General features: G+C 61.8%; 20 protein-coding genes and 1 other RNA gene. 16 read left to right on the forward strand and 5 right to left on the reverse strand.

What is annotated here, in order from left to right; genetic code table 11:
• The first annotated feature begins 59 nt into the window (after window positions 1-59).
• The 3 genes from FDG13_RS14165 (at window position 60) to FDG13_RS14175 (ending at window position 2694) form a co-directional block, all read left to right on the forward strand.
• Window positions 60-806, forward strand: a complete 747-nt coding sequence (locus tag FDG13_RS14165; RefSeq protein ID WP_180129057.1) for a cyclopropane-fatty-acyl-phospholipid synthase family protein — start codon at window positions 60-62, stop codon at window positions 804-806.
• Window positions 807-829: 23 nt separating this feature from the next.
• Window positions 830-1336, forward strand: coding sequence for a DUF523 domain-containing protein (locus FDG13_RS14170; protein WP_180129058.1), 507 nt, complete (start codon window positions 830-832; stop codon window positions 1334-1336).
• A 488-nt stretch (window positions 1337-1824) separates the two neighbouring features.
• Entirely contained in the window at window positions 1825-2694 is an 870-nt protein-coding gene (locus FDG13_RS14175) for a DUF5677 domain-containing protein (RefSeq protein WP_180129059.1), read from the forward strand.
• 377 nt (window positions 2695-3071) lie between these two features.
• On the opposite strand, the gene FDG13_RS14180 is transcribed toward FDG13_RS14175, so the two are convergent.
• Window positions 3072-4871, reverse strand: a complete 1800-nt coding sequence (locus tag FDG13_RS14180) for an NAD(P)/FAD-dependent oxidoreductase (protein WP_180129060.1) — start codon at window positions 4869-4871, stop codon at window positions 3072-3074.
• A 103-nt stretch (window positions 4872-4974) separates the two neighbouring features.
• The gene (gene cysK / locus FDG13_RS14185) at window positions 4975-5892 is read right to left on the reverse strand and encodes a cysteine synthase A (RefSeq protein ID WP_180129061.1); all 918 of its coding nucleotides are present in this window, start codon (window positions 5890-5892) and stop codon (window positions 4975-4977) included.
• Between the two features lie 160 nt (window positions 5893-6052).
• Here cysK and rnpB point away from each other — a divergent pair.
• An RNA gene (rnpB, locus tag FDG13_RS14190) (RNase P RNA component class A) lies at window positions 6053-6396 on the forward strand.
• A 45-nt stretch (window positions 6397-6441) separates the two neighbouring features.
• On the opposite strand, the gene FDG13_RS14195 is transcribed toward rnpB, so the two are convergent.
• Window positions 6442-6966, reverse strand: a complete 525-nt coding sequence (locus FDG13_RS14195; protein WP_180129062.1) for an Rrf2 family transcriptional regulator — start codon at window positions 6964-6966, stop codon at window positions 6442-6444.
• A 138-nt stretch (window positions 6967-7104) separates the two neighbouring features.
• Here FDG13_RS14195 and nhaR point away from each other — a divergent pair, with 138 nt between their 5' ends.
• Together nhaR and ddpX are read left to right on the forward strand one after the other, a co-directional pair.
• Window positions 7105-8001: a transcriptional activator NhaR gene (gene nhaR / locus FDG13_RS14200; protein WP_180129063.1), complete on the forward strand. Its 897-nt coding sequence runs from the start codon at window positions 7105-7107 to the stop codon at window positions 7999-8001.
• 34 nt (window positions 8002-8035) lie between these two features.
• Window positions 8036-8584, forward strand: coding sequence for a D-alanyl-D-alanine dipeptidase (gene ddpX / locus FDG13_RS14205; protein WP_180129064.1), 549 nt, complete (start codon window positions 8036-8038; stop codon window positions 8582-8584).
• 4 nt (window positions 8585-8588) lie between these two features.
• Here ddpX and FDG13_RS14210 read toward each other — a convergent pair whose 3' ends face one another.
• Both FDG13_RS14210 and FDG13_RS14215 read right to left on the reverse strand, forming a co-directional pair.
• The gene (locus FDG13_RS14210) at window positions 8589-9614 is read right to left on the reverse strand and encodes an RNA pseudouridine synthase (protein WP_370528227.1); all 1026 of its coding nucleotides are present in this window, start codon (window positions 9612-9614) and stop codon (window positions 8589-8591) included.
• 46 nt (window positions 9615-9660) lie between these two features.
• Window positions 9661-11328, reverse strand: a complete 1668-nt coding sequence (locus FDG13_RS14215; RefSeq protein ID WP_180129065.1) for an MBL fold metallo-hydrolase — start codon at window positions 11326-11328, stop codon at window positions 9661-9663.
• 282 nt (window positions 11329-11610) lie between these two features.
• Here FDG13_RS14215 and dapF point away from each other — a divergent pair, with 282 nt between their 5' ends.
• The 10 genes from dapF (at window position 11611) to hslU (ending at window position 21741) form a co-directional block, all read left to right on the forward strand.
• Entirely contained in the window at window positions 11611-12480 is an 870-nt protein-coding gene (dapF, locus tag FDG13_RS14220; protein ID WP_180129066.1) for a diaminopimelate epimerase, read from the forward strand.
• A gap of 8 nt (window positions 12481-12488) precedes the next feature.
• Window positions 12489-13208: a DUF484 family protein gene (locus FDG13_RS14225; protein ID WP_180129067.1), complete on the forward strand. Its 720-nt coding sequence runs from the start codon at window positions 12489-12491 to the stop codon at window positions 13206-13208.
• 26 nt (window positions 13209-13234) lie between these two features.
• A complete protein-coding gene (locus FDG13_RS14230; protein ID WP_180129068.1) occupies window positions 13235-14200 on the forward strand; it encodes a tyrosine recombinase XerC in 966 nt (321 codons plus the stop codon).
• Between the two features lie 36 nt (window positions 14201-14236).
• Window positions 14237-14548 (forward strand): hypothetical protein, encoded by a 312-nt coding sequence (locus FDG13_RS14235; protein WP_180129069.1) that lies wholly within the window; start codon window positions 14237-14239, stop codon window positions 14546-14548.
• A complete protein-coding gene (locus FDG13_RS14240) occupies window positions 14549-15730 on the forward strand; it encodes a class I SAM-dependent rRNA methyltransferase (RefSeq protein WP_180129070.1) in 1182 nt (393 codons plus the stop codon).
• Between the two features lie 52 nt (window positions 15731-15782).
• Window positions 15783-16853: a GTP-binding protein gene (locus FDG13_RS14245; RefSeq protein ID WP_180129071.1), complete on the forward strand. Its 1071-nt coding sequence runs from the start codon at window positions 15783-15785 to the stop codon at window positions 16851-16853.
• Window positions 16854-17267: 414 nt separating this feature from the next.
• Window positions 17268-18041: an RNA polymerase-binding protein DksA gene (gene dksA / locus FDG13_RS14250; RefSeq protein WP_370528234.1), complete on the forward strand. Its 774-nt coding sequence runs from the start codon at window positions 17268-17270 to the stop codon at window positions 18039-18041.
• 39 nt (window positions 18042-18080) lie between these two features.
• Complete coding sequence (locus tag FDG13_RS14255; RefSeq protein ID WP_180129073.1) at window positions 18081-19784, forward strand: STAS domain-containing protein; 1704 nt, start codon at window positions 18081-18083, stop codon at window positions 19782-19784.
• 16 nt (window positions 19785-19800) lie between these two features.
• Entirely contained in the window at window positions 19801-20346 is a 546-nt protein-coding gene (gene hslV, locus FDG13_RS14260) for an ATP-dependent protease subunit HslV (RefSeq protein ID WP_078364392.1), read from the forward strand.
• Between the two features lie 63 nt (window positions 20347-20409).
• A complete protein-coding gene (gene hslU, locus FDG13_RS14265) occupies window positions 20410-21741 on the forward strand; it encodes an ATP-dependent protease ATPase subunit HslU (RefSeq protein WP_180129074.1) in 1332 nt (443 codons plus the stop codon).
• Window positions 21742-21784: the final 43 nt, after the last annotated feature.

Here is a 21784-nt window from a genome sequence, read left to right on the forward strand (position 1 = left end):
CGGCAACATCAAACAGGCCTCAAGCACATCGCTTCACATCCTTCAGGAATTTTTCCATCATGGACATCCCACGGATATTCACCATCACTGAAAGCGCGCACCGCATCCACAACCCGATCACCCCCGACAAACTCGCCACCCTCGGCGCGGCATTGCGCCTGGCACCGGGGGCCAGCCTGCTCGACCTGGGCAGCGGCTCGGGCGAGATGTTGTGCACCTGGGCGCGCGACCACGGTATCACCGGCACAGGCGTCGACATGAGCCAGCTGTTCACCGAACAAGCCCAAGACCGTGCAGAAGAACTCGGCGTGGCCCATCAGGTCAAGTTCATCCACGGCGATGCCGCCGGTTATGTCTCTGACCAGAAGGTCGATGTGGCCGCCTGTGTGGGTGCCACCTGGATTGCTGGCGGCGTTGCGGGCAGCATCGCTCTGCTGACGCAGAGCCTGCGCCCCGGCGGGATCATCCTGATTGGTGAGCCGTTCTGGCGCCAGTTGCCTCCGACAGAAGAGGTAGCCAAAGGCTGCCTGGCCCACGCCATCAACGACTTCCTCACGCTGCCTGCACTGGTGGCATCTTTTGGCCAGCTGGGTTACGACGTGGTTGAAATGGTGCTGGCGGACCAGGACGGCTGGGACCGCTACGAGGCCGCCAAATGGCTCACCATGCGCCGCTGGCTGGCGGCCAACCCGGGCGACGCGTTTGCGCCCGAGGTGCGCGCCCAGCTGAACTCGGAACCCGAGCGTTACGCCACCTACACACGTGACTACCTCGGCTGGGGCGTGTTTGTGCTGATGCCACGGTGAGTCAACCTACCCACCCCGCCCAGATGCAACTCGTCCTTGTGAGTGCCTGCCTGATTGGCAGCCCGGTTCGCTACAACGCCATCCACAAACGCTGCGATAGTGACGTGTTGGCACGCTGGTTAGCGCAGGGGCGCGTCGTGCCAGTCTGCCCCGAGGTCTCGGGCGGCCTGCCTGTGCCACGCCCAGCCGCTGAAATCAGTTTGGGCGCGGGTGGCGCCAAGGTCTTGTTGGGGCAAGCCAGCGTGTTTGACCGACAGGGCCAGGACGTGTCGGATGCGTTCATCTCCGGCGCCCAGCACGTGCTGCTGCAAGCCCAAAGCCAAGACATCCGCGTGGCCGTGCTCAAGGAAGGCAGCCCCTCCTGCGGCTCGGGCTACATCTACGACGGCACGTTCGCAGGCGTGCGCGTGGCCGAGCGAGGGGTGTTGGCTGCTCTGCTGGGAAGTGCGGGTATCAGAGTCTTCAGCGAAGAGCAATTTGTGGAGGCAAACGAGTTGCTGCTGCAGCTGGAGGCGGGGGAAGCGGCCTGACCCGAAGCCAACGCGCCATGACGCAGGTATGGATGGATTGGTATGGTATTGATAGCTTCTGACCCATGATCTATAAGGGCTGATGACGCTTTTTCTATCAATGGACTGAATGCAGATGTGACATGTCAAACGCGCAGGTGTTTCGCATCGCCGCATTCGACCGTTGCGCCCATGCCACCGCAGGAAAAACCTCGCCTCGACATGCCTACCCCCGTGACGTGCCAGCTATAGTGCTTGAACCCCATCACCCCTCGCAAATGATTCAGCCAGAGGTACGGTTGGGCAACCGAGGAGGCGGGTTTGGTAGACGTTTTGAATACGGTAATTGCGGCTAGGATTTGCAGTCCGAATGCTGGCAACCAGCAGTGCTGCGCCTCATTTTGCTACTGCGATCAAACCTGCAAACCCAGTTTATGCCATCGTCTATCTTGTGAATGCCAAGATACGCGTTCGGCTGTATTGCGCTAGGCAGCATCACCAGGCAGCCTATGGATATTGAGGAACTACCGCTCATTGACGCACTCAGAGGGTTGGCAATGCTCCAGCAAGAGTTCCTTCGTCTTGCGCTCTACGTTGCATCTCAGGGCCCTGCTACTTTTGAAGGGGAAAGGCTGGTATGCAGTCTTGGTGACAGCCAGAGGCGCATTAGCACGAGTCTAGCGATGGGAGCTGGCCAATCGTTAGAAACATTGCTTCGCATGGCCAAGCTTCGTGGCATTCCCGTTCGAGATGCGTATCCTGTTGCCCGTTCAGCATTCGAGTCTTTTCTAAACGCCAGCTATCTTCTAGCTGAGTCCGATGAAGTCGCATCGAGGGCTATTCGATATATCGACTATGCCGCTTGGAAACATTTCAACAGAAAAAGAGGGCGCGGAGAGTTTGCTCTGGAGATCCGCTCAGACGCCGATCAGCAGGCCACCCTCGAGGAGAAGTTTCCGGAGTTCAGTGGAAAAGGCAAAGGCCGTTGGACGAATCATGATGTTCCAAGCCGCATCAAAATGGTGGGAGAGCTTGCAGGCCGTCGCGCTGCGTCACGCTTGCTCGCGGCAGATTTCCTTCTCTACAGTCTTTCGTCAGAAATTATTCATGGCTCGCCCTTCGGCGTAAGTTACTTTTTTTCAGCTCATCAGACCGGCGAGAAAACTACCGACGGATTTAGGGCCGCGACAATATGTCAACTTGAAGAAATCTTGATCGGTGTGATTCACGCTGGTTGCGGTTATCTTTCAGCTTTTTTTGGGCTGCAGGATATGCAAGCGCCGTTGAAGGCAGAAGAAAAAATCTTCAATCGGCTCTTTGAGTTGAGCACAAAGCCGTCCGACGCATTTCCGCCAGCTTCACTATGCCCTGCTGGTTGACAGTAGCGGTTGGTGCGGGCGGTATGGCGAAGATGAGGCCTAACTTGGCCGATCCCTTTGATCGTTGGCCGCTGTCAGGAAATTTGTCCGATAGCTTTTGGTTTCAATCTGACTTGCTTTCCCCGACCATGTATCCAAAACCGTTGAAGGCGAGTGGTGGGGTAACCGGGCGCAGAACCCATTCGCGTGGTGAGACAGGTGGCGCACCACAGTCAGACGCGACACTTAGGCAAGCAGTTCACTCAAGCCGCTTCCCGCGAGGGGGCCGGAGAACGGTTACCCCGCCGCTCGCCTGGCGCCACGCGAATCAGTCAATCAAAAAAACGATAGCTACAAGCCCTCGAAGAATAAGGGCTAGAAGCCAATTTGACCAATAACTACCCAGCCACCCGCCGCGCCAACGCCTCAGCCAGCTTGATGCCATCCACCGCCGCCGACAGGATGCCACCCGCGTAACCCGCGCCTTCACCACCCGGGTACAGGCCTGCGGTGTTGATGCTCTGAAAATCCTCCCCACGCGGCATACGCAAGGGGGACGAGGTGCGGGTCTCAACCCCGGTCAACACCGCGTCAGGCAGGTCAAAACCTTTGATCTTTTTGCCAAACACCGGCAGCGCCTCACGCAGCGCGGTTATCGCGTAGTCGGGCAGGGCACCATGCAAATCACCGAGCTTGACGCCCGGTTTGTACGAGGGCAACACACTGCCAAACTGGTTTGATGCTTCCCCCCGGATGAAGTCACCCACCAGTTGGCCGGGCGCCTCGTAGGTACTGCCGCCCAGCACATAGGCATTGGCTTCAAGCTGGCGCTGCAGGTTGATGCCTGCCAGCGGGTGCACGGCTTGGGGATCATTTGCTCTTAATTCCAGAGCTTCCTGCGCATATTGCGCACCGGTTACATGCCCAAAAGCTGCAATAAACGCGGCGCTGTCCTGCGGGTAATCGACGGGTTCGATGCCCACCACCAGCCCGGCGTTGGCGTTGCGCTCGGCGCGTGAATACTGGCTCATGCCGTTGGTCACCACGCGGCCCGGCTCGCTGGTGGCGGCCACCACGGTGCCGCCCGGGCACATACAAAAGCTGTAGACCGCACGGCCATTCTGCGCGTGGTGCACCAGCTTGTAGGCCGCAGCGCCCAGCACCGGGTTGCCCGCGTGGCGGCCCCACAGGGCTCGGTCGATCAGGCTTTGCGGGTGCTCAATACGAAAGCCCACCGAAAAGGGTTTGGCCTGGGTGGCCACACCGCGCCCATGCAGCATGGCAAAGGTGTCGCGGGCGCTGTGGCCCAGCGCCAGGATGACCTGGTCGGCGCGCAAGTCGTAGGTTTGGCCGCTGGTCTGGTCCAGCACCGTCAGGCCACGCAGTTGGCGTTGGCCCTTGGCTGTGTCGACCTCCACATCCATCACGCGTTGCTCAAACCGGATCTCGCCACCCAGCGCGATGATGCGTTCGCGCAGGTTCTCCACCACCTTGACCAGCTTGAAGGTGCCGATGTGCGGGTGCGCTTCCACCAGAATCTCGGGCGGCGCGCCAAAGTTGACAAACTCGGTCATCACCTGGCGGCCCAGGTGGCGCGGGTCCTTGATCTGGCTCCACAACTTGCCGTCTGAAAAGGTGCCGGCGCCGCCTTCACCAAACTGCACATTGCTCTCGGGGTTGAGCACGTGTTTGCGCCACAGGCCCCAGGTGTCCTTGGTGCGTTCACGCACCTTGCGGCCACGCTCCAGCACGATGGGTTTGAACCCCATCTGCGCCAAAATGAGCGCGGCAAACATGCCACATGGGCCAAAACCCACCACCACCGGGCGCAGCGGCAAATTGGCGGGCGCGGTGGCCACCAACCGGTAGGCCATGTCGGGCGTGGGTTGGATGTGTGAGTTGCCCTGGAACTGGGCCAGCAGCCGGGCTTCCAGCGCCGGATCGTTCAGTGTGACATCGACGATGAACACCGCCAGCAGCTCGGCCTTGCGCGCGTCAAAACTGCGTTTGAAGACGTGTAAATGGGCGATGGCTGTTACGTCCACACCCAGCGCCTGCGCGCTCATTCGCGTCAGGGCCTCAAACGGGTGGATGATGGGCGCACGGTCGGCGTCGGTTTCAGCCGGAGCATCGGCTGCGCGGCGGGTCACCACCGGTAAGGCGGACAGGGGGAGTTTGAGTTCTGAGAGTCTGATCATGGCGGGCTCGTGGTTATCAAGCAGGGCGCCGATGATAAAGCCTCCCTTATGCCGTGCCGACTGCAGGCGCCACGGGGCCCGTGTGCGCCTGGGGTTTGCCGCCCTAACTTGGCAAGAAACCTTCTATCGACAAATAACGCTCACCGGTGTCGTAGTTGAAGCCCAGCACCGTGGCACCGGGCGCAATCTCGGGCAGTTTTTGTGCAATGGCGGCCAGGGTGGCGCCGCTGGAGATGCCGACCAGCAGGCCTTCTTCAGCCGCGCTGCGCCGGGCGAATTCACGCGCGGGCTCGGCATCGACTTGGATCACACCGTCGAGCAGACTGGTGTTGAGGTTTTTGGGCACAAACCCGGCACCAATGCCCTGGATCGGGTGCGGTGACGGTGCGCCGCCCGAGATCACCGGCGAGGCCGAAGGCTCCACCGCGTAGACCTTGAGCTGCGGCCACTTGGCCTTGAGCACCTCGGCCACACCACTGAGGTGGCCGCCGGTACCCACACCGGTGATCAGCACATCCACACCCTCGGGGAAGTCGGCCAGGATCTCCTGTGCCGTGGTGCGGGCGTGTACCGCTGGGTTGGCGGGGTTGTCAAACTGTTGCGGGATCCAGGCACCGGGGGTGCTGGCAGCGAGTTCCTGGGCGCGGGCGATGGCGCCTTTCATGCCTTTTTCACGCGGGGTCAAATCGAAACTGGCGCCGTAGGCCAGCATCAGGCGGCGGCGCTCGACACTCATGCTGTCGGGCATCACCAGGATCAGTTTGTAGCCCTTGACCGCAGCCACCAGCGCCAGCCCGACACCGGTGTTGCCCGAGGTGGGCTCGATGATGGTGGCACCGGGTTTCAGTTCCCCTGATTTTTCGGCGGCCTCGACCATCGCCAGCGCAATGCGGTCCTTGATCGAGCCGCCGGGGTTGCTGCGCTCGGATTTGACGTACACCTTGTGTGTGTTGCCAAACAGGCGGTTGATACGGATGTGTGGCGTGTTGCCAATGGTCTGCAGGACGTTGTCGACTTTCATCAGGGCTCCTCGAATGGGTCACGCCGTGTGCGTGGGTGAAGCTATTTTGAACCAGTTGTTCTGTCCGAATGCATATAAGCTTATGCCAGCACGTGGGGTGCGGTCTATCTGATGAATCACTGGGAAAGGCCGCGCCGATTGCCGCGATAATCCCCCGTGTGAAGCCCGCCAGACTGCCGCTGGTGCAATTCTGGAAACAGAGCACTGGAGGAACGTCCGGACTGCATAGGGCAGCGTAGCAGCTAACGGCTGTCCACTGAAAGCCTTGGGCGCAAGCCAGGGGTATAAGGTGAGGATCAGAGCAACAGAGACGAGCCGATTTAGTTCGGGTGAAACGGGCAATCTCTACGCGCAGCAATACCAAGTAGGCCAACGTTGACGGGGCCCCCGGAGTTGGCGGGTAGGTAGCACCGAGCTGTTGGGTGACCAACAGCCCAGATTAATGGCAGTCACACCCGGGGCAACCCGGGTGCACAGAATCCGGCTTATCGGTGGGCTTCACACTTTTTCATAGCGCTCAGCCCAGGTACTACCTGGGCTAGAGGCCAATCAGCCGCGTGCCAGCAGGCTTTGGCCGAGGGCAAACACCGAGTTGGGTGCGCTGGTGCGCAGCGGTGCATGCACCGGCTTCTTGAACACACCGCGGTTAGCTGCGGGTTTTTGTTCGATCTTGACACCCTTGGCCAGTTGTTCCAGCACCAAGCTGCGCAAGGTGACCGACTGCATGAACTCGAACACCTTGGCGTTCATCGAGTCCCACAGGTCCTGCGCCATGTCTTTGGTGTCAGCCACCTCTGCTGACTTGACCTCAGGCACAGCGTCTTCCACAGCGCAGATGATGTCGGCCACCGTGATGGCATCGGTGCGGTGACCCAGGGTGTAACCACCGCCTGGCCCACGGGTGCTGCGCACCAAGCCCTGCTGGCGCAACTTGCTGAACATTTGTTCCAGGTACGACAGAGAAATTTGCTGGCGCACGGAAATGTCAGACAGCGGCACCGGCCCTTGTTTCTCGCGCAAGGCGACATCAATCATGGCGGTGACGGCAAAACGACCTTTGGTACTTAAGCGCATATGTATTACTCCTGTCAGTGTCTGTGAAGATGACACGCGTTGAACTATAAAGTTCAACTCACTTCGCGTAAATTCGAATTTAAGACATTTAAACTTCGATAAAAACGAACAATCAGGCAGATACATGAGGCCAGCGACATGAATTTCAAGCACCTTTACTATTTTTGGGTCACCGCGCGCGCCGGCGGCATCATGCGCGCGGGTGAGCAGTTGCACATCACGCCGCAAACCCTGTCGGGGCAGATCAAGTTACTGGAAGACTGGCTCGGGCGCAAGCTGTTTCGCAAAAGTGGCCGCCAGCTGGAGCTGACCGAACATGGCCGCCTGGCGCTGGGGTATGCCGACCAGATCTTCAGCCTGGGGCAAGACCTGGAGACCGCGCTGCGCCAGACGCGTGGTGTGCAAAAGCGGCTGGACTTCCGGGTCGGGGTGGCGGATTCGGTGTCCAAGTCGCTGGCCTACCGTCTGTTGGAGCCGGCCTTGTCGATGGCACAACCGGTCAAACTGCTGGCCAGCGAGGGCACGTTTGATGATTTGCTGGCGGCGTTGGCCTTGCACCAGCTCGACCTGGTGATTGCCGACGAGCCGATGCCACGGCGGGTCAGTGTCAAGGCGTTTAACCATGCGTTGGGCCGCAGTGCCATGAGTTTTTTTTGCGCGCCGGGACTCAAGTCCCGCGTCAAGGGGGCGTTTCCGGGCTGCCTGGACGGTGTGCCGATGCTGGTGCCCGGCGCCTCGTCCTCGGTGCGGCGCCAACTGGAGGGCTGGTTTGCACGACACCAGGTGGCCCCCGTGGTGGTGGGCGAGATTGACGACGCCGCGCTCATGAAAGCCTTTGGCCGTGAAGGCCAGGGGGTGTTCATGACCCCAAGCGTGTTGGAAGACGAGACCTGCACCCAGTTTGGTGTGTCGGTGATTGGTCGCACCGACGAGCTGGTGGAGGAGTTTTATGCGGTGTCGGTGGAGCGGCGCATCAGCCACCCCTGTGTGCTGGCGATCACCGACGCCGCGCGGGGGCAGTTGTTCAGCCTGTGACGCCCGGGCAGCACAGCCCGGATAATCCCGGCCCATGCCTTTGCAAGAAATCTCCCACCCCGCCATCGACATCGATCTGCGTTACGCCACCACCAACAACCTCACCGGTATCCCGATTTACCAACACGCCATCGCCTTTTTGCACAAAGATGCCTTGGTGGCGCTTGTTGCCGCCGCCGAATTGGCGCAGGCGCGGGGCCTGCGCTTGTGTGTGCTCGATGCGTACCGGCCATCCGCTGCGCAGTGGCGGCTCTGGTCCGTCTTGCCCAACCCGATGTTTGTGGCCGACCCGCGCATCGGCTCGATGCACACGCGCGGTGTGGCGGTGGACCTGACGCTGTGCCAGGCCGATGGTGCGCCGCTGGACATGGGCACCGAGTTTGACGAGATGACCGAGCAGTCGCGCCATGGCCGCACCGACATATCAGAACAGGCGCAGCACAACCGGCGCCTGTTGCTTGATGTGATGACCACTGCGGGCTGGGCGCACCACCCGCACGAGTGGTGGCACTACAACCTGCCCGAGCCAACCCGTTATCCGCCGCTCAGCGACGAAGTCGAAGGCCGGGCGCTGCTGGCCTGAGGGTTTAAAACCGCTCGTGCGGTAGCAGGTAGCGCCATTGCCCTTCGGGCAGATGGGCCAGTGTGACGCGGCCAATACGCAGGCGCTTGACACTCAAGATCTGCAGCCCGGCGCGTTCACACAGGTAGGCTGCCAGCCCGGGGTGCGCACCCTTGACAGCAAAACGCAGCCGGGTTGAGGCCTCGCTGGTGCTGTTGACACTGACCTTGACCGGCGGCAGCGTGCTGCCCGCATTGGTGGACGGCACGTTCATGCGGTGCAATTGCTCGGGCGACACCTCACCTTGCACCTCCACCGCCAACTCATGTTCGATCTGCGCGGCGTCTTCGGTCAGTTTGCGCAGCACGCGCCAGTCCTGGGTGAACACCACCAGCCCGCTGGCTGCCAGCTCCAGCGGCACACCCGCGGTGAGTTTGGCCAGATGGCGTTTGAGCACGCGTTCGTTCGACTCGTCCTGCTCCCAGTGCGTGGCTGCTTGTAAGAGGGTGTGTGCGGGTTTGAGCCGTTTGTTGGCGGCACCCAAGGGCGCCATGGCCTCAAAACCGGGTGGTTTGTGCAACAGCAGCGTGACCTCGCTCAAAGCCATCGGGTTGGCCTGCGGGTCAACCACCACGCTCTGGTCCTGCACCCGCGCCATCGGTTCCTCCACCACCTTGCCATTGACCTGCACCCAGCCACCCTCAATGATCTGCTCGGCCTCGCGGCGTGAGCAGTTGACCTGGGCCGCCACCAGTTTGGACAGGCGCACCCCGGCCATCTCTGGGGCGGGTGGTGGCGTGTTTTTGTGCAGGCGTGGCTTGATGGGGGCGCCAGCGGGTTCGGTTCGGCGCGGGCGTGTTTGGCTCGGGGTTTTGGCGGAAACGGGTCGGGGCGCTTTGGCAGGCGCCGGTTTGGGCGCAGGAGCAGGGGCGCGAGCCACCACGTTGGGGGGGGCGCTGTGGGCAAGTGGGGCAGGCGCTGGCGCGCGCGCGGGAACTTTGAGCGTAGGGCGCTTGGGCGCGGCGGTGCGTGGCGGTCGGGGCAGGGTCATATGCCGGGCATGTTAACCGCGTGCCCCTGTGGCTGGCTGGCGTTTTTCAGCGCACGTGGGCGGTGATACGCGCCAGGTGCGCCATCAGTGAGCGTTTGGCCACTGGCCACATGCGTTCGGGTACATCGGCATAGGCCAGCGCCAGCCAGTCGTCGGGGCTGCCATCGGGCAGGCTTTGCATTGCCGCCAGGACCTTGGCTTCGCGCTGTTGGCGGTGGGCTTTCAGGCGGGCGATGGCGGCCAGTGCCTCGTCCTCAGGCCCACCGATCACATAGCCATGGGCGGGCAGGATGTAGCGCACGCCCAGCTCGTTGCAGGTGTGGCTGAGCAGATCCAGCGAGGCCATGTAGTCGTCCATGTCGCCATCGGGCGGGTCGACCACGGTGGTGCTGCCGTTGAGGATGTGGTCGCCCGAGAACAGCAGCCCGTCCTGCAGCAGCACCAGGCACAGGTGGTTGGCGGCGTGGCCGGGGGTGTGGATGACTTGCAGCGTGTGGCCAGCGTTATAAGCCAAATCGCCCTCCAGCCCTTTGAGATAAAGGGCTAGAAGCTCATGATGTTGTAGCGCCCTGTCGGGGCTGAACTGGCTGGCAGCCCGCGCCGTGGGCGCACTGGGCAGGCCCAGAACCGGCGGTTTGGGTTGGCACAAAGCCTGCAGTGGCCGGGCGCCGGGGGCGTGGTCGGGGTGGGAATGGGTGCAGACGATGGCGCGGATGTCGCCACCCGCTGCGCGCCAGAGCTGCTCCAGGTGCTGCGGGTCGGCCGGGCCGGGGTCAATGACGATGTAGCCGGTATTGGGGTCCCCCACCAGGTAGCTGTTGGTGCCCGGGCCGGTCATCGCGCCGGGGTTGGGTGCGGTCAGGCGCTGCACGTTTTTGAGCAGCGGCACCACGCGTTCACTCTGCCAATCGAGCGGGTGTTGCACTTGGCCGTCAGGGCAGATCAGGGCCAGTTCACCAAAGGCGCTCTCAAACTCCATGTAACGGACTTCGCGCCCGCCCACCAGTCCGGTGCGTGGGCAACTGACCCACAGCGGTGACTCGGTCTCGGCGCAGGCCAACAACACGGCCGCCACGTCGAGGAAGTTCCGCAGCCGCTCCAGCGTCCGAATGGTGGGGAAGATCATGAAGAAGTTGCCCGCCGCATGACGCGCCAGCGCGTCCGCAGGACGCAGCCAGACCGGCTCAAACTGTTCCGCTTCATCGGCCACCGGCGTCTGGCCCTCGGGCATACGCGCCACCAGAAACGGCACCTCATAACGCTGGGGCAGTTGGCGGTCGGTGGTCCAGCGCGCCAGCACAAACACCTGGTCGGCGGCCAACGTCAGGCCGCATGCCGCCACCTGGGCAAAAAAGTCGCGCTGGCGGTCCAGGGTGTCAATGTCCTGTTGGTCGGCCCAGCGCCCATCCGGGTGGCGCGCCAGCAACACACCTAGCTCTTCCAGACTCTCGCGGATGGCGGCAATGGCTTCGGTGAGGGGTTCATCGTGTTGCCCTGGGCGTCTGGTGGCCAGGTGATGGTGCAAGGCGTCGGCCGCGTCGACACCTCCGCCCGGAAACACATAGGCGCCCGGTGCAAAACGCGCCGTGTCCGAGCGCCGCGTCATCAGCACCTCCAGCCCCTCTGCGCCATCGCGCAGCAGCAACACCGTGGCCGCCAGCCGCGCCGGGGCGGGTTCGCGGTGGGGGTGAAGTTGTTGGTTGGGGCGTGGCATGGGGAAATGATATCGACTCGGTATGACGCTTTGGTGGAGGTGCGGAAGGGCCAAGTGGAAGGTGGGCGAATTGGATGTCCAAGACCAGAAGCGCCCGGGTCGCGGATCGCGCGGAGGTCGGGGGCGATTTCAAAAAGCGAAGCGTCATGAGCCCCCGGCCTCTGCGCGGTCCACGTCCCGGGTCAAAACTGACACGTTGACGAGTTCACCCGAGGAGAAAACGCCCGAGGGCATCACACGCTCTGTGAAGCGGCCCCGGCGCTCCCATAGATAATGCCACCCATGCGAATCCCCTTTACCAAAATGCAAGGTGCTGGCAACGACTTTGTGGTGCTGGACGAAACCCGCACCCACTACGGCCTCACCCCCGCGCAATACCGCTTTCTGGCCGACCGCCACTTTGGTGTGGGCGCCGACCAGATCCTCACGGTGCGCCCGGCCACCAGCCCCGACATGGATTTCTCCTACGTCATCCACAACGCCGACGGTGGCCAGGTCGAGCACTGCGGCAACGGCGCGCGCTGTTTCATGGCTTTTGTGCGCCGTCAGGGCCTCACCGCCAAAGACGTGGTGACGGTGCAGACCATGAACCGCGTCTTGCAGTTACAACGCCAGCCCGATGGCCGGGTCACGGTCGACATGGAGGCGCCGGACTTTGCGCTGGCCCACCTGCCGTTTGACGCCACTGGTTTGCAGGTCGACCCCTCCGGTTCTTGGGAAAAATGGCCTCTAGCCCTTAACAATCAAGGGCAGATCACTATTGTTCAAGTAGCGCTGGTGTCCATGGGCAACCCCCATGCGGTGACGCTGGTGGACGATGTCGACACGGCCCCGGTGTTGACCCTGGGGCCGCTGGTGCAGCAGCAGGGTGCCTTCCCGCGTGGTGTCAATGTGGGGTTTATGCAGGTGCTGGACCGCAGCCACATCCGCCTGCGCGTGTTTGAGCGCGGCGCCGGTGAAACCCTGGCCTGCGGCACTGGTGCCTGTGCGGCGGTGGTGGCGGGCATCCGCCTGGGGCTGCTCGACGTCACGGTCGATGTGGCGACCCACGGCGGCACCCTCACCATCAGCTGGCAGGGCGGCAGTGCGCCGGTGCTGCTGACCGGCCCGGCCACCGTGGTTTTTGATGGCGAAATTGAACTCCCGAACTGAAGGCAAACATGTCACCCACCTCCCATTTCCCCAGCGCCATTGGCAGCCCGATCACCGAAGACGACATCGCCAACTATCTGGCCAACACCCCTGATTTTTTTGAACGCCATGCCGAGTTGCTGGCCGCCGTGCAGCTCACCAGCCCGCACAGCCAGCGTGCGGTCAGCCTGCAAGAGCGCCAGGCCACCTTGTTGCGCGAAAAAATCCGCATGCTGGAGCAGCGCATCATGGACATGATCCGCAACGTCAACGAAAACATGGTGTTGTCCGACAAGCTGCTGTTCTGGGCGCGCACCCTGTTCCTCAACACCGATGTGCAGGCGCTGCCGCAGCTGATTGCCGACGAGCTGGCTGACCAGTTTTCGGTGCCGCAGGTCGGCATCAAGGTCTGGGGTGTGGCGCCGCAATACGCGGCCTGCGAGTTTGCCACCGGCGTCAGCGACGATGCCAAGTCCTTTGCCACCTCGCTGACCGAGCCGTTTTGTGGTGTCAACACCGGGCTGGAGGCGATCAACTGGCTGCCCGAACCCCAGGCGGCGGTGTCGCTGGCGATTCTGCCGCTGCGTGGTTTGCCGGAGACCAACGGCGCACACGGCGGTGTGGCGCCAGCGTTTGGTCTGCTGGTGCTGGCCTCCCCCGACGCACAACGTTTTGCCAGCACCATGGGCACCGATTTCCTGGCGCGTATTTCCGAGCTGGCCAGCGCAGCGCTCTCGCCGCTGCGTTAGTCTCTGTTGCACCGCTTGTACCGCGCATGATCGACCCCCTGGTTCAGCGTTATCTGGACCATGTGCGTTTTGAAAAACGCCTGGCCGAGCGCACGGTCACGCTCTACAGCCTGGACTTGGCCAAATTGGCGGACCAGGCCGCTACCGCCGGGGTGGGGCTGACCGAGGTCCAGCCGGCCCATATCCGGCGCTGGGCGGCGCAGATGCACAGCGCTGGTCGCAGCGGCCGGGGGATTGCGCTGATTTTGTCGGGCTGGCGTGGTTTTTATACCTGGCTGGGCCATGAAGGTCTGGTGCAGGTCAACCCGGTGCTCAATGTCAGGGCGCCCAAGGCCGCCAAACCCTTGCCCAAGGCGCTCACTGTGGATGACGCGGTGCAACTCGCCAGCTTCCAAAATGAGCGTGACAACCCCTGGCTGGAAGCGCGTGATGCGGCCCTGATCGAGTTGCTCTACGGCGGTGGCCTGCGTCTGGCCGAAGTCACCGGTCTGGATGTGGTGGCCAGCGCCACGGCGCGTGGCTGGCTCGATTTACAAGCCGGTGAGGCCCATGTGCTGGGCAAAGGTAGCAAACGCCGGATTGTGCCGGTCGGCAGCCAGGCGGTGGTTGCGGTGCAGCGCTGGCTATTGGTGCGCGATCAGGGCTTGACTCAGCGCGCGCAGGCCGCTGGCGCCGCTCCCACCGAAGTACAGGCCGCGCTGTTCATCGGGCGCAACGGCACGCGTTTGTCGGCGCAGTCGGTCTGGAAGCGGCTGCAGTCACGCAGTCTGCAAGCCGGGCTGGCCGCACCGGTGCACCCGCACATGCTGCGCCATTCCTTTGCCAGCCATGTCCTGCAGTCCAGCAGCGACCTGCGTGGGGTGCAGGAGTTGCTGGGCCACGCCAACATCAGCACCACCCAGATCTACACCCGGCTGGACTTTGGCCACCTGACCAAGGCCTATGATGCGGCGCACCCGCGCGCTCACCTCAAGCCGGGTAGTTCAAAATAGCGACTTTCCCCTCAACTTCTCATCAACAGGTGCCCTATGCAAAAGCAAATCAGCGTTGTCTTGGACAAAGGAGTTGAACTGACTTTCCCCGTGCCCGACGGTACCCCTCTGGCGCACGACGCCGCACGTGCCTGGCTTGACAAACAGTTCGTTGAGCTGGAATGTGAGCCGCTGCGCGCCAGCGGCAAGGTGCTGACCGCTGACAAGGTGCTGGTGGTGACCCAAGCCGCCGGTGCCGCGCTGTTGAAGGACCCGAAGTGGGCCGCTGGCTACGTGGCCGCGGTGAGTTCGGCGCTGGGCAAACCCATGATCCGTGTGGATGTGCCTGCCATGGCCATCACGTATTGAATGAAAGTTATCCGTCTGCGACCCGGCAAGGAACGTTCCCTCCTGCGTCAACACCCTTGGATTTTTGAGTCGGCCATTGCCCGTGGGAGTGCCGACCCCGGTGAAACCGTGCGTGTGGAATCGAGCGAGGGCCAGTTTCTGGCCTGGGCGGCGTTCAGCCCCAGCTCCAAAATCCGCGCCCGGGCCTGGAGTTTTGACGAGCAGCAACGCATTGATGCATCGTTTTTTGTAGCTACTTGCGCAAACGCCATCAGGGCTAGAGGCCGATTTGGCATACAAAGCAACGGTGTGCGCCTGATTCACGGCGAGTCTGACGGCTTGCCCGGGCTGATTGTGGACCGCTATGCCGACACGCTGGTGGCGCAGTTCACGAGCGCCGGTGTCGAGCGCTGGAAAGACGTGATTGCCGATGCGCTGCTGGCCGCCACCGGCCTGACCAAACTGTACGAGCGCAGCGACGCCAGCAGCCGCACACTCGAAGGCCTGGCCGAAGCCACCGGCTGGCTGCGTGGTGAGGGCGAGGTCGAGCTGTTGCTGCAGGAGCACAGCTGGCAGCTCGCGGTGAACATCGCCGAAGGCCACAAAACCGGCTTTTACCTGGACCAGCGCGACAGCCGCAAACGCTTTTTTGACTACTGCCAACGGCTCAAGTTTGAGCGGGTGCTCAATTGCTACTGTTATACCGGCGGCTTCACCGTGGCCGGGCTGCAAGGTGGTGCGGCGCATGTCACCTCGATCGACTCCAGTGGCCCGGCACTGGCCAAGGCGGCGGCCAATGTGGCGCTCAATGGGCTGGCATCAGATCGCGCCAGCTTCATGGATGCGGATGTGAACGCCTCGCTGCGCCAGTTTGCCGAGCAGGGCCGCACATTTGACGCCATCGTGCTCGACCCGCCCAAGTTTGCACCCACGGTGGCGCATGCCGAACGCGCCGCGCGGGCCTACAAAGACATCAACCGCCTGGCCTTCAAGATTCTGGAGCCCGGGGGGGTGTTGTTCACCTACAGCTGCTCGGGCGGCATCAGCGCCGACCTGTTCCACAAAATTGTGGCGTCGGCCGGATGTGACGCCGGGGTCGACGGTTTTATCCACGAACGTATGGGTGGCGCGCCAGACCACCCGATGACCATCCATTTCCCAGAGGGGGAATACCTGAAAGGTCTGGTGGTCATGCGTAAGTAAGCTGTTACAGGTTCGTCGTTACACTCGCTGCCTTTCCAACCCCCGCTCTACCATGTCTCTGATTCCTGCCACGATCCTCACCGGTTTTCTCGGCTCCGGCAAAACCACACTGCTCAAACGTGTGCTGGCCGAGGCGCACGGCCAGAAGATTGCAGTGATCGAGAACGAGTTTGGCGAGGAAAACATCGACAACGACATTTTGGTGACCGACTCCAAGGAGCAGATCATCCAGATGAGCAATGGCTGCATCTGCTGCTCCATCCGCGAAGACTTGCGTGAAGCGTTGCAGCTGCTGGCGGCCAAAAAGCGTCAGGGCCTGCTCGACTTTGACCGGGTGGTGATCGAAACCACCGGTGTGGCCGACCCCGGCCCGGTGGCGCAGACCTTTTTCATGGACGACGAGATCGCCGAGAGTTATCTGCTCGATTCGATCCTGACCCTGGTGGATGCCAAACACGCCAACCAGCAGCTCGACGACCGCCAGGAAGCGCGCCGCCAGGTGGGTTTTGCCGATCAGATTTTCCTCAGCAAGACCGATCTGGTGTCGGCCGACGAGGTGGCGGACCTGCAGCATCGCCTCAAACACATGAACCCGCGTGCGCCGCAAAAAGCCGTGCATTTTGGTGAGGTGGCCTTGAGCGAGGTGTTTGACCTGCGCGGTTTTAACCTCAACACCAAACTTGACATTGACCCGGACTTCCTCAAGGAAGACCAGCACGACCATGACCATGACCATGCGGGGCACAACCATGCGCCCGGCGAGGCTTGCGACCACCCGTCGCACCAGCATGATGGCCACCACCACGCCCACGATGACGACGTGAAAAGTTTTGTGTTCCGTTCGGACCGCCCGTTCGATCCGGCCAAGCTCGAAGACTTTCTGGGCGCGGTGGTCAACATCTATGGCCCGCGCATGTTGCGTTACAAAGGTGTGCTGTACATGCAGGGTACCGAACGCAAGGTGATTTTCCAGGGGGTGCACCAGTTGATGGGCAGTGACCTGGGCCCGGCATGGGCCAAAGACGAAAAACGTTGTAGCAAAATGGTATTTATTGGTATCGATCTGCCCCAGGACATTTTCCTGCAAGGTATGGAGCAAGCCTTGTGTGAGCCTGTCTTTTAACCCTGCCCCGGAGGGCTGATGTTTGTCTCTCTTTTGCAACTGATGGGTTTTTCGAAGGCTGCGCCAGTACACTCGCGCGCCGATGAAAAAGCGCCAACCGGCGTTTCCAGGTTGCCAACGACGGCACAAACAACTGTTTCCTCTGCCAAAGCTCATAAAAACCCCGCCAGGAGACCACCTGTGAAAGCGCCAGTCGTGAAACAGAAAGCTGTACCCGCCAAAGCGGTTGTTGCCGCCAAGCCCGCCCCTGCGGCCAAAGCCAGTCAAGCGGCGCCAACCAAGAAGGCGGTGGTGGCCTCTCCAGCCAAACCGGCGGCCAAGCCAGCTGCCAAAGCCAAAGCAGCGGACACGCCTGCGGCGGTTGTTAAGAAGGCAGCAGCGGTTAAAAAAACCGAAACTGCCAAAGCAGCGCCGGTGCCAAAACCTGCGCCATCCCGTTCCCCAAAGAAGCCTTTATCTGTGACCACTCTCGATCAAACCGCAACCGTGACCTCTACTCCCAAATTCACCAGAGCCCCGAAACCCAATGAGTCAGTGGCAGTGGTCAAACCAGCCGCTGTAGCGCAACTGACGCCGCTGGGTGTGCCGGTGCGTTCTGGGCGCCCGTCCTCGCGGCTGGCGCAGTTGACCGTTCCGTCCATGGCGCAGTCGGTGGCGTCCACAGCGGCCAAGGCCAGTTTTACCCAGATGACCTCGGTGCAGCCGATCGTGTCGCCGCTGGCCTCGGCCATCAAAAAAGATCCTAAGTTGGCCAACAACTGGAAGACCAAGTCGGTGGCCGAACTGACGGATGCCGAAATCATTGCCATGTCGGATGACGACTACATGAACGACACCCAGTTGGCGTTCTTCCGTCAGAAGCTGGTGGCGCTCAAGACCGACATCCTCAGCAACGCCGGTGAAACCACCGAGCATTTGCGTGAAGACACGGTGGTGGTGCCGGATCCGGCCGACCGGGCCACCATTGAGGAAGAACACGCCTTGGAGTTGCGCACCCGCGACCGTGAGCGCAAATTGCTCAAGAAGATCGAGCAGTCCATCAACCGCATCGACGCGGGTGACTATGGCTACTGCGACGAAACCGGCGAGCCGATTGGTGTGGGCCGACTGCTGGCCCGCCCGACCGCCACCTTGTCGCTGGAAGCACAACAACGCCGTGAACTCAAGCAGAAAATGTTTGGGGACTGAGACCGCGTGTTGGCAGGGCTGATAACACCAGACTGAGTGATGGCAACCAAAGACACTCCCACCGGTTTGTTGGCCAGGGTTGCCAATTTTGTGCGCAGCCCGGTGGCCGACGCGCCACCGCAGCTCGGTGCAGCTGCCGGGGAGCAGGGTGAACTGGGCAAATTGGCGATCAAACGCATGGTTGAGCGCAAAGCGCACAACGACGCGGTGCGCCAGCGCGAGTTCAGCCAGCTGCGCAAATTGCGCGAAGTGTCGCCGTCAGCCTTGTCCGAAATGGCGGCGCGCGCTTCGTTTTACCAGGACAGCTCAGGGTTTCCGGAGTCTGAGACACGTGCCTCAACCCTCAAAAAGATCGACGAGATCGAAGCCCAGATGTCCAGGCAGTGGTGGAACGGCCAGCAGCGCAAGCTGGGTGAACCTGCGCCAACGGCACCACCCAGCCCCAACGCATCAACCCCGTCAGCCACCTCCGTGGCGCGTGCGCCTGCACTTGCCACCGGGAGCAGCCTCTCCAGCACATCAGCGGCAGAGTCGCAGATCGACACCCGTCTTGCCTTTGCCCCGACCATGCCGACCAAGCTGGAGGCCGCGATGCCGCAGCTGCCGATCAGCGCCGCTCAGGACAAAGCGTGGTCGGCCAAGTCGCGCGCCAAGCTCTCGATGCCGGTCGGTGTGGCCAGTTTTGAGCCCACCGATTACAGCGACTTTTCCTGCTCCAACATGGTGTCGGTTGAAATGGGGCAGGTGTCCTCTGATCCGGTGATTGAAGATGCGGCCATCCGTTTTGCCAATAGCGATGATGCCGGTGCCGAGTTGGTGCTGACGCTGGCGCTCAAAGGGGAAGCCGCCGATCCAAGTGCCAAGGCGGTGTGGACCACCGCCTTGCAGGACCTGTACCGATCCACCGGCCAGGTCGCCCTGTACGAGCGACTGGCGCAGGTTCAAGCCCAGCGCAGCCCCGCAGTGGCACGGTGGCAGTCGCCCGCGATGCTCGACAAGCTGGCCGTCGCGCATTTGCAAGCCAGTGTCACAACGGGGGGCAACCTTCACCGGCTGGACTGGCGTCTGCTGGAAAACATCAGCCCGGACGCGGCGGTCGCTTTGGCGGCGGTGATGCGGCAGTGGTGTGATCAAGCTTTGTCCCTGCAATTTGACAACCTGGACCGTCTGGACGCGCAGTTGCGTGCCAACACGCCCCTGGGTGACCGGGAAGTTGCCCAGTTCTGGTGGCAATTGCGCCTGAATGCCTTGCGTGTGCTGGGCTCGCGCGAAGAGTTTGAGCTGGTGTCGATGGACTACTGCGTGACCTACGACATCTCGCCGCCGGCCTGGCAGGATGCGCGTTGTCAGCATGTGTTGGCTCAGAGCACGGGCACTGGGGGGCTTGACTGGCGTGATGATCTGAACCAGGCCTCGACACTGGCCGACCCCTTGACCGAGCGCACCCCTTTTGTTGATGCCAATGCCAGCCGCATGGAGCTGAGCGGTGAACTTCTCGGCACCGGGGCTGCCGGACTCAAGCCCTTGCAGCAGGCCTTGCAGGCCAAGGGTGATGTGCTGATCACTTGCGACGCCCTTGTGCGTGTCGACTTTTCCGCCGCTGGCAGCATTCTGAACTGGGTCGCCAGTGCACAGGCCACCGGCAAAAAAATCGAGTTTGCGCGCTTGCCCCATTTGGTGGCGGCATTTTTCAACTTGATCGGCATCAACGAACATGCGCGGGTGACAGCCCGTAGCAACTAGGACACACATCTCACGTATGGAACAATTTCACGGAACCACCATCATCAGCGTGCGTCGCCAGACACCGGACGGTGTCCAGGTAGCGATTGGTGGTGACGGGCAGGTGACCCTGGGCAACATCGTGGTCAAGGGCACGGCACGCAAGGTGCGCAAGCTCTACCATGGTAAGGTGCTGGCCGGTTTTGCGGGCGCTACGGCCGATGCCTTCACCCTGTTCGAACGTTTTGAGGCCAAGCTGGAAAAACACCAGGGGCATCTGGTGCGCGCCGCCATTGAGCTCACCAAAGACTGGCGTACCGACCGGGTGTTGCGTCGTTTGGAGGCCATGCTGGCCGTGGCCGACAAAGAAGCCTCGCTGATCATCACCGGCAATGGTGATGTGCTGGAGCCCGAAAACGGCATTGTGGCGATTGGCTCAGGTGGCGCCTATGCACAGGCTGCGGCGATAGCATTGCTCAGCAACACCGAGTTGTCAGCCACCGAGATGGTCAAAAAATCCTTGGAAATTGCTGGTGAGATTTGTATCTACACCAACATGAACCACACCATCGAGAGTCTCTGAACGCCAGCACACTGGCCTGAACCTCAGCTGCTGCACAGCTGCGCACCTTTCACTGATTGAACCATGTCATCTTTAACCCCCCAGGACATCGTCGCTGAACTCGACAAACACATTGTTGGCCAGCAGCAGGCCAAACGGGCCGTGGCGATTGCGCTGCGCAACCGCTGGCGCAGGCAGCAGGTCCACAGCGATCTGCGCGGTGAAATCACCCCCAAGAACATCCTGATGATTGGCCCCACGGGTGTGGGCAAAACCGAGATAGCCCGGCGCCTGGCACGTCTGGCCGATGCACCGTTCATCAAGGTCGAGGCGACCAAGTTTACCGAGGTCGGGTATGTGGGCAAAGACGTGGATTCGATCATCCGTGATCTGGCGGATGTGGCGGTCAAGCAAACCCGCCAGGCCGAGATGCACAAAGTGCGGGCCCGCGCCGAAGACGCCGCAGAGGACCGGGTGCTTGACATCCTGATCCCGATGCCGCGCAAGGAATTTGGCGTGATGGAAGCGCAGGAGCCCGAAAGCGCCGCACGCCAGACCTTTCGCAAGAAGCTGCGTGAGGGGCAGTTGCATGACCGCGAGATTGAGCTCGATGTGGCCCAGGCCTCGCCGCGCCTGGAGGTCATGGGCCCGGCGGGCATGGAAGAGATGGCAGAACAGCTGCGCGGTATGTTTGGGCAGCTCAATACTGGCAAAAAGCAGACCCGCAAGCTCAAGATCAGCGAAGCCCTCAAGCTGCTGGCCGACGATGAAGCCGCCAAACTCGTGAACGACGACGACATCAAAACCCAGGCGCTGCAGATGCTGGAGCAAAACGGCATTGTGTTTATTGACGAGATCGACAAGGTGACCTCGCGCGCCGAGAGTGGCAGTGCCGAGGTGTCACGCCAGGGCGTGCAGCGCGACCTGTTGCCGCTGGTGGAGGGCACCTCGGTGTCGACCAAATACGGCACCGTCAAGACCGACCACATCCTGTTCATCGCCTCGGGGGCTTTTCATCTGAGCAAGCCCAGTGATCTGATTCCTGAATTGCAGGGGCGTTTTCCGATCCGGGTTGAGCTGCAGTCGCTTTCGGTGGCGGATTTTGTCGCGATCCTGACCCAAACCCACGCATCCCTGGTCAAGCAATACCAGGCTTTGCTGGCCACCGAACAGGTGGCGGTGGTTTTCACCGATGAGGGCATCACACGCCTGGCGCAGATCGCCTTTGATGTGAATGAGCGCACCGAGAACATTGGTGCACGCAGGTTGTCCACGGTGATGGAGCGCTTGCTCGACGAGGTGAGTTTCAACGCCAGCCAACTGGGCGGTCAAACGGTGCAGGTGGATGCCGCCTATGTTGAGTCTCGCCTGGCAGAACTCAGCAAAAACGAAGATCTGAGCCGTTACATCCTGTAATCCTCTCTCGGCTGCCGACCGTCATCCGGTAACTTTGCACGTT

It is taken from the genome of Rhodoferax sp. BLA1 (genome assembly GCF_013416775.1).
In the GTDB taxonomy this organism is placed as follows: Bacteria; Pseudomonadota; Gammaproteobacteria; order Burkholderiales; family Burkholderiaceae_C; genus Rhodoferax.

Bases quoted from the DNA above. Each gene is read 5' to 3' on its own strand.
- nhaR (WP_180129063.1), top strand. From the start codon at position 7,105: ATGAATTTCAAGCACCTTTACTATTTTTGGGTCACCGCGCGCGCCGGC.
- FDG13_RS14195 (WP_180129062.1), bottom strand. From the start codon at position 6,966: ATGCGCTTAAGTACCAAAGGTCGTTTTGCCGTCACCGCCATGATTGAT.
- FDG13_RS14215 (WP_180129065.1), bottom strand. From the start codon at position 11,328: ATGCCACGCCCCAACCAACAACTTCACCCCCACCGCGAACCCGCCCCG.
- FDG13_RS14210 (WP_370528227.1), bottom strand. From the start codon at position 9,614: ATGACCCTGCCCCGACCGCCACGCACCGCCGCGCCCAAGCGCCCTACG.
- hslV (WP_078364392.1), top strand. From the start codon at position 19,801: ATGGAACAATTTCACGGAACCACCATCATCAGCGTGCGTCGCCAGACA.
- FDG13_RS14170 (WP_180129058.1), top strand. From the start codon at position 830: ATGCAACTCGTCCTTGTGAGTGCCTGCCTGATTGGCAGCCCGGTTCGC.
- cysK (WP_180129061.1), bottom strand. From the start codon at position 5,892: ATGAAAGTCGACAACGTCCTGCAGACCATTGGCAACACGCCACACATC.
- FDG13_RS14165 (WP_180129057.1), top strand. From the start codon at position 60: ATGGACATCCCACGGATATTCACCATCACTGAAAGCGCGCACCGCATC.
- FDG13_RS14235 (WP_180129069.1), top strand. From the start codon at position 14,237: ATGCAAAAGCAAATCAGCGTTGTCTTGGACAAAGGAGTTGAACTGACT.
- dapF (WP_180129066.1), top strand. From the start codon at position 11,611: ATGCGAATCCCCTTTACCAAAATGCAAGGTGCTGGCAACGACTTTGTG.
- FDG13_RS14225 (WP_180129067.1), top strand. From the start codon at position 12,489: ATGTCACCCACCTCCCATTTCCCCAGCGCCATTGGCAGCCCGATCACC.
- FDG13_RS14245 (WP_180129071.1), top strand. From the start codon at position 15,783: ATGTCTCTGATTCCTGCCACGATCCTCACCGGTTTTCTCGGCTCCGGC.
- hslU (WP_180129074.1), top strand. From the start codon at position 20,410: ATGTCATCTTTAACCCCCCAGGACATCGTCGCTGAACTCGACAAACAC.
- FDG13_RS14175 (WP_180129059.1), top strand. From the start codon at position 1,825: ATGGATATTGAGGAACTACCGCTCATTGACGCACTCAGAGGGTTGGCA.
- FDG13_RS14255 (WP_180129073.1), top strand. From the start codon at position 18,081: ATGGCAACCAAAGACACTCCCACCGGTTTGTTGGCCAGGGTTGCCAAT.
- FDG13_RS14240 (WP_180129070.1), top strand. From the start codon at position 14,549: ATGAAAGTTATCCGTCTGCGACCCGGCAAGGAACGTTCCCTCCTGCGT.
- FDG13_RS14230 (WP_180129068.1), top strand. From the start codon at position 13,235: ATGATCGACCCCCTGGTTCAGCGTTATCTGGACCATGTGCGTTTTGAA.
- ddpX (WP_180129064.1), top strand. From the start codon at position 8,036: ATGCCTTTGCAAGAAATCTCCCACCCCGCCATCGACATCGATCTGCGT.
- FDG13_RS14180 (WP_180129060.1), bottom strand. From the start codon at position 4,871: ATGATCAGACTCTCAGAACTCAAACTCCCCCTGTCCGCCTTACCGGTG.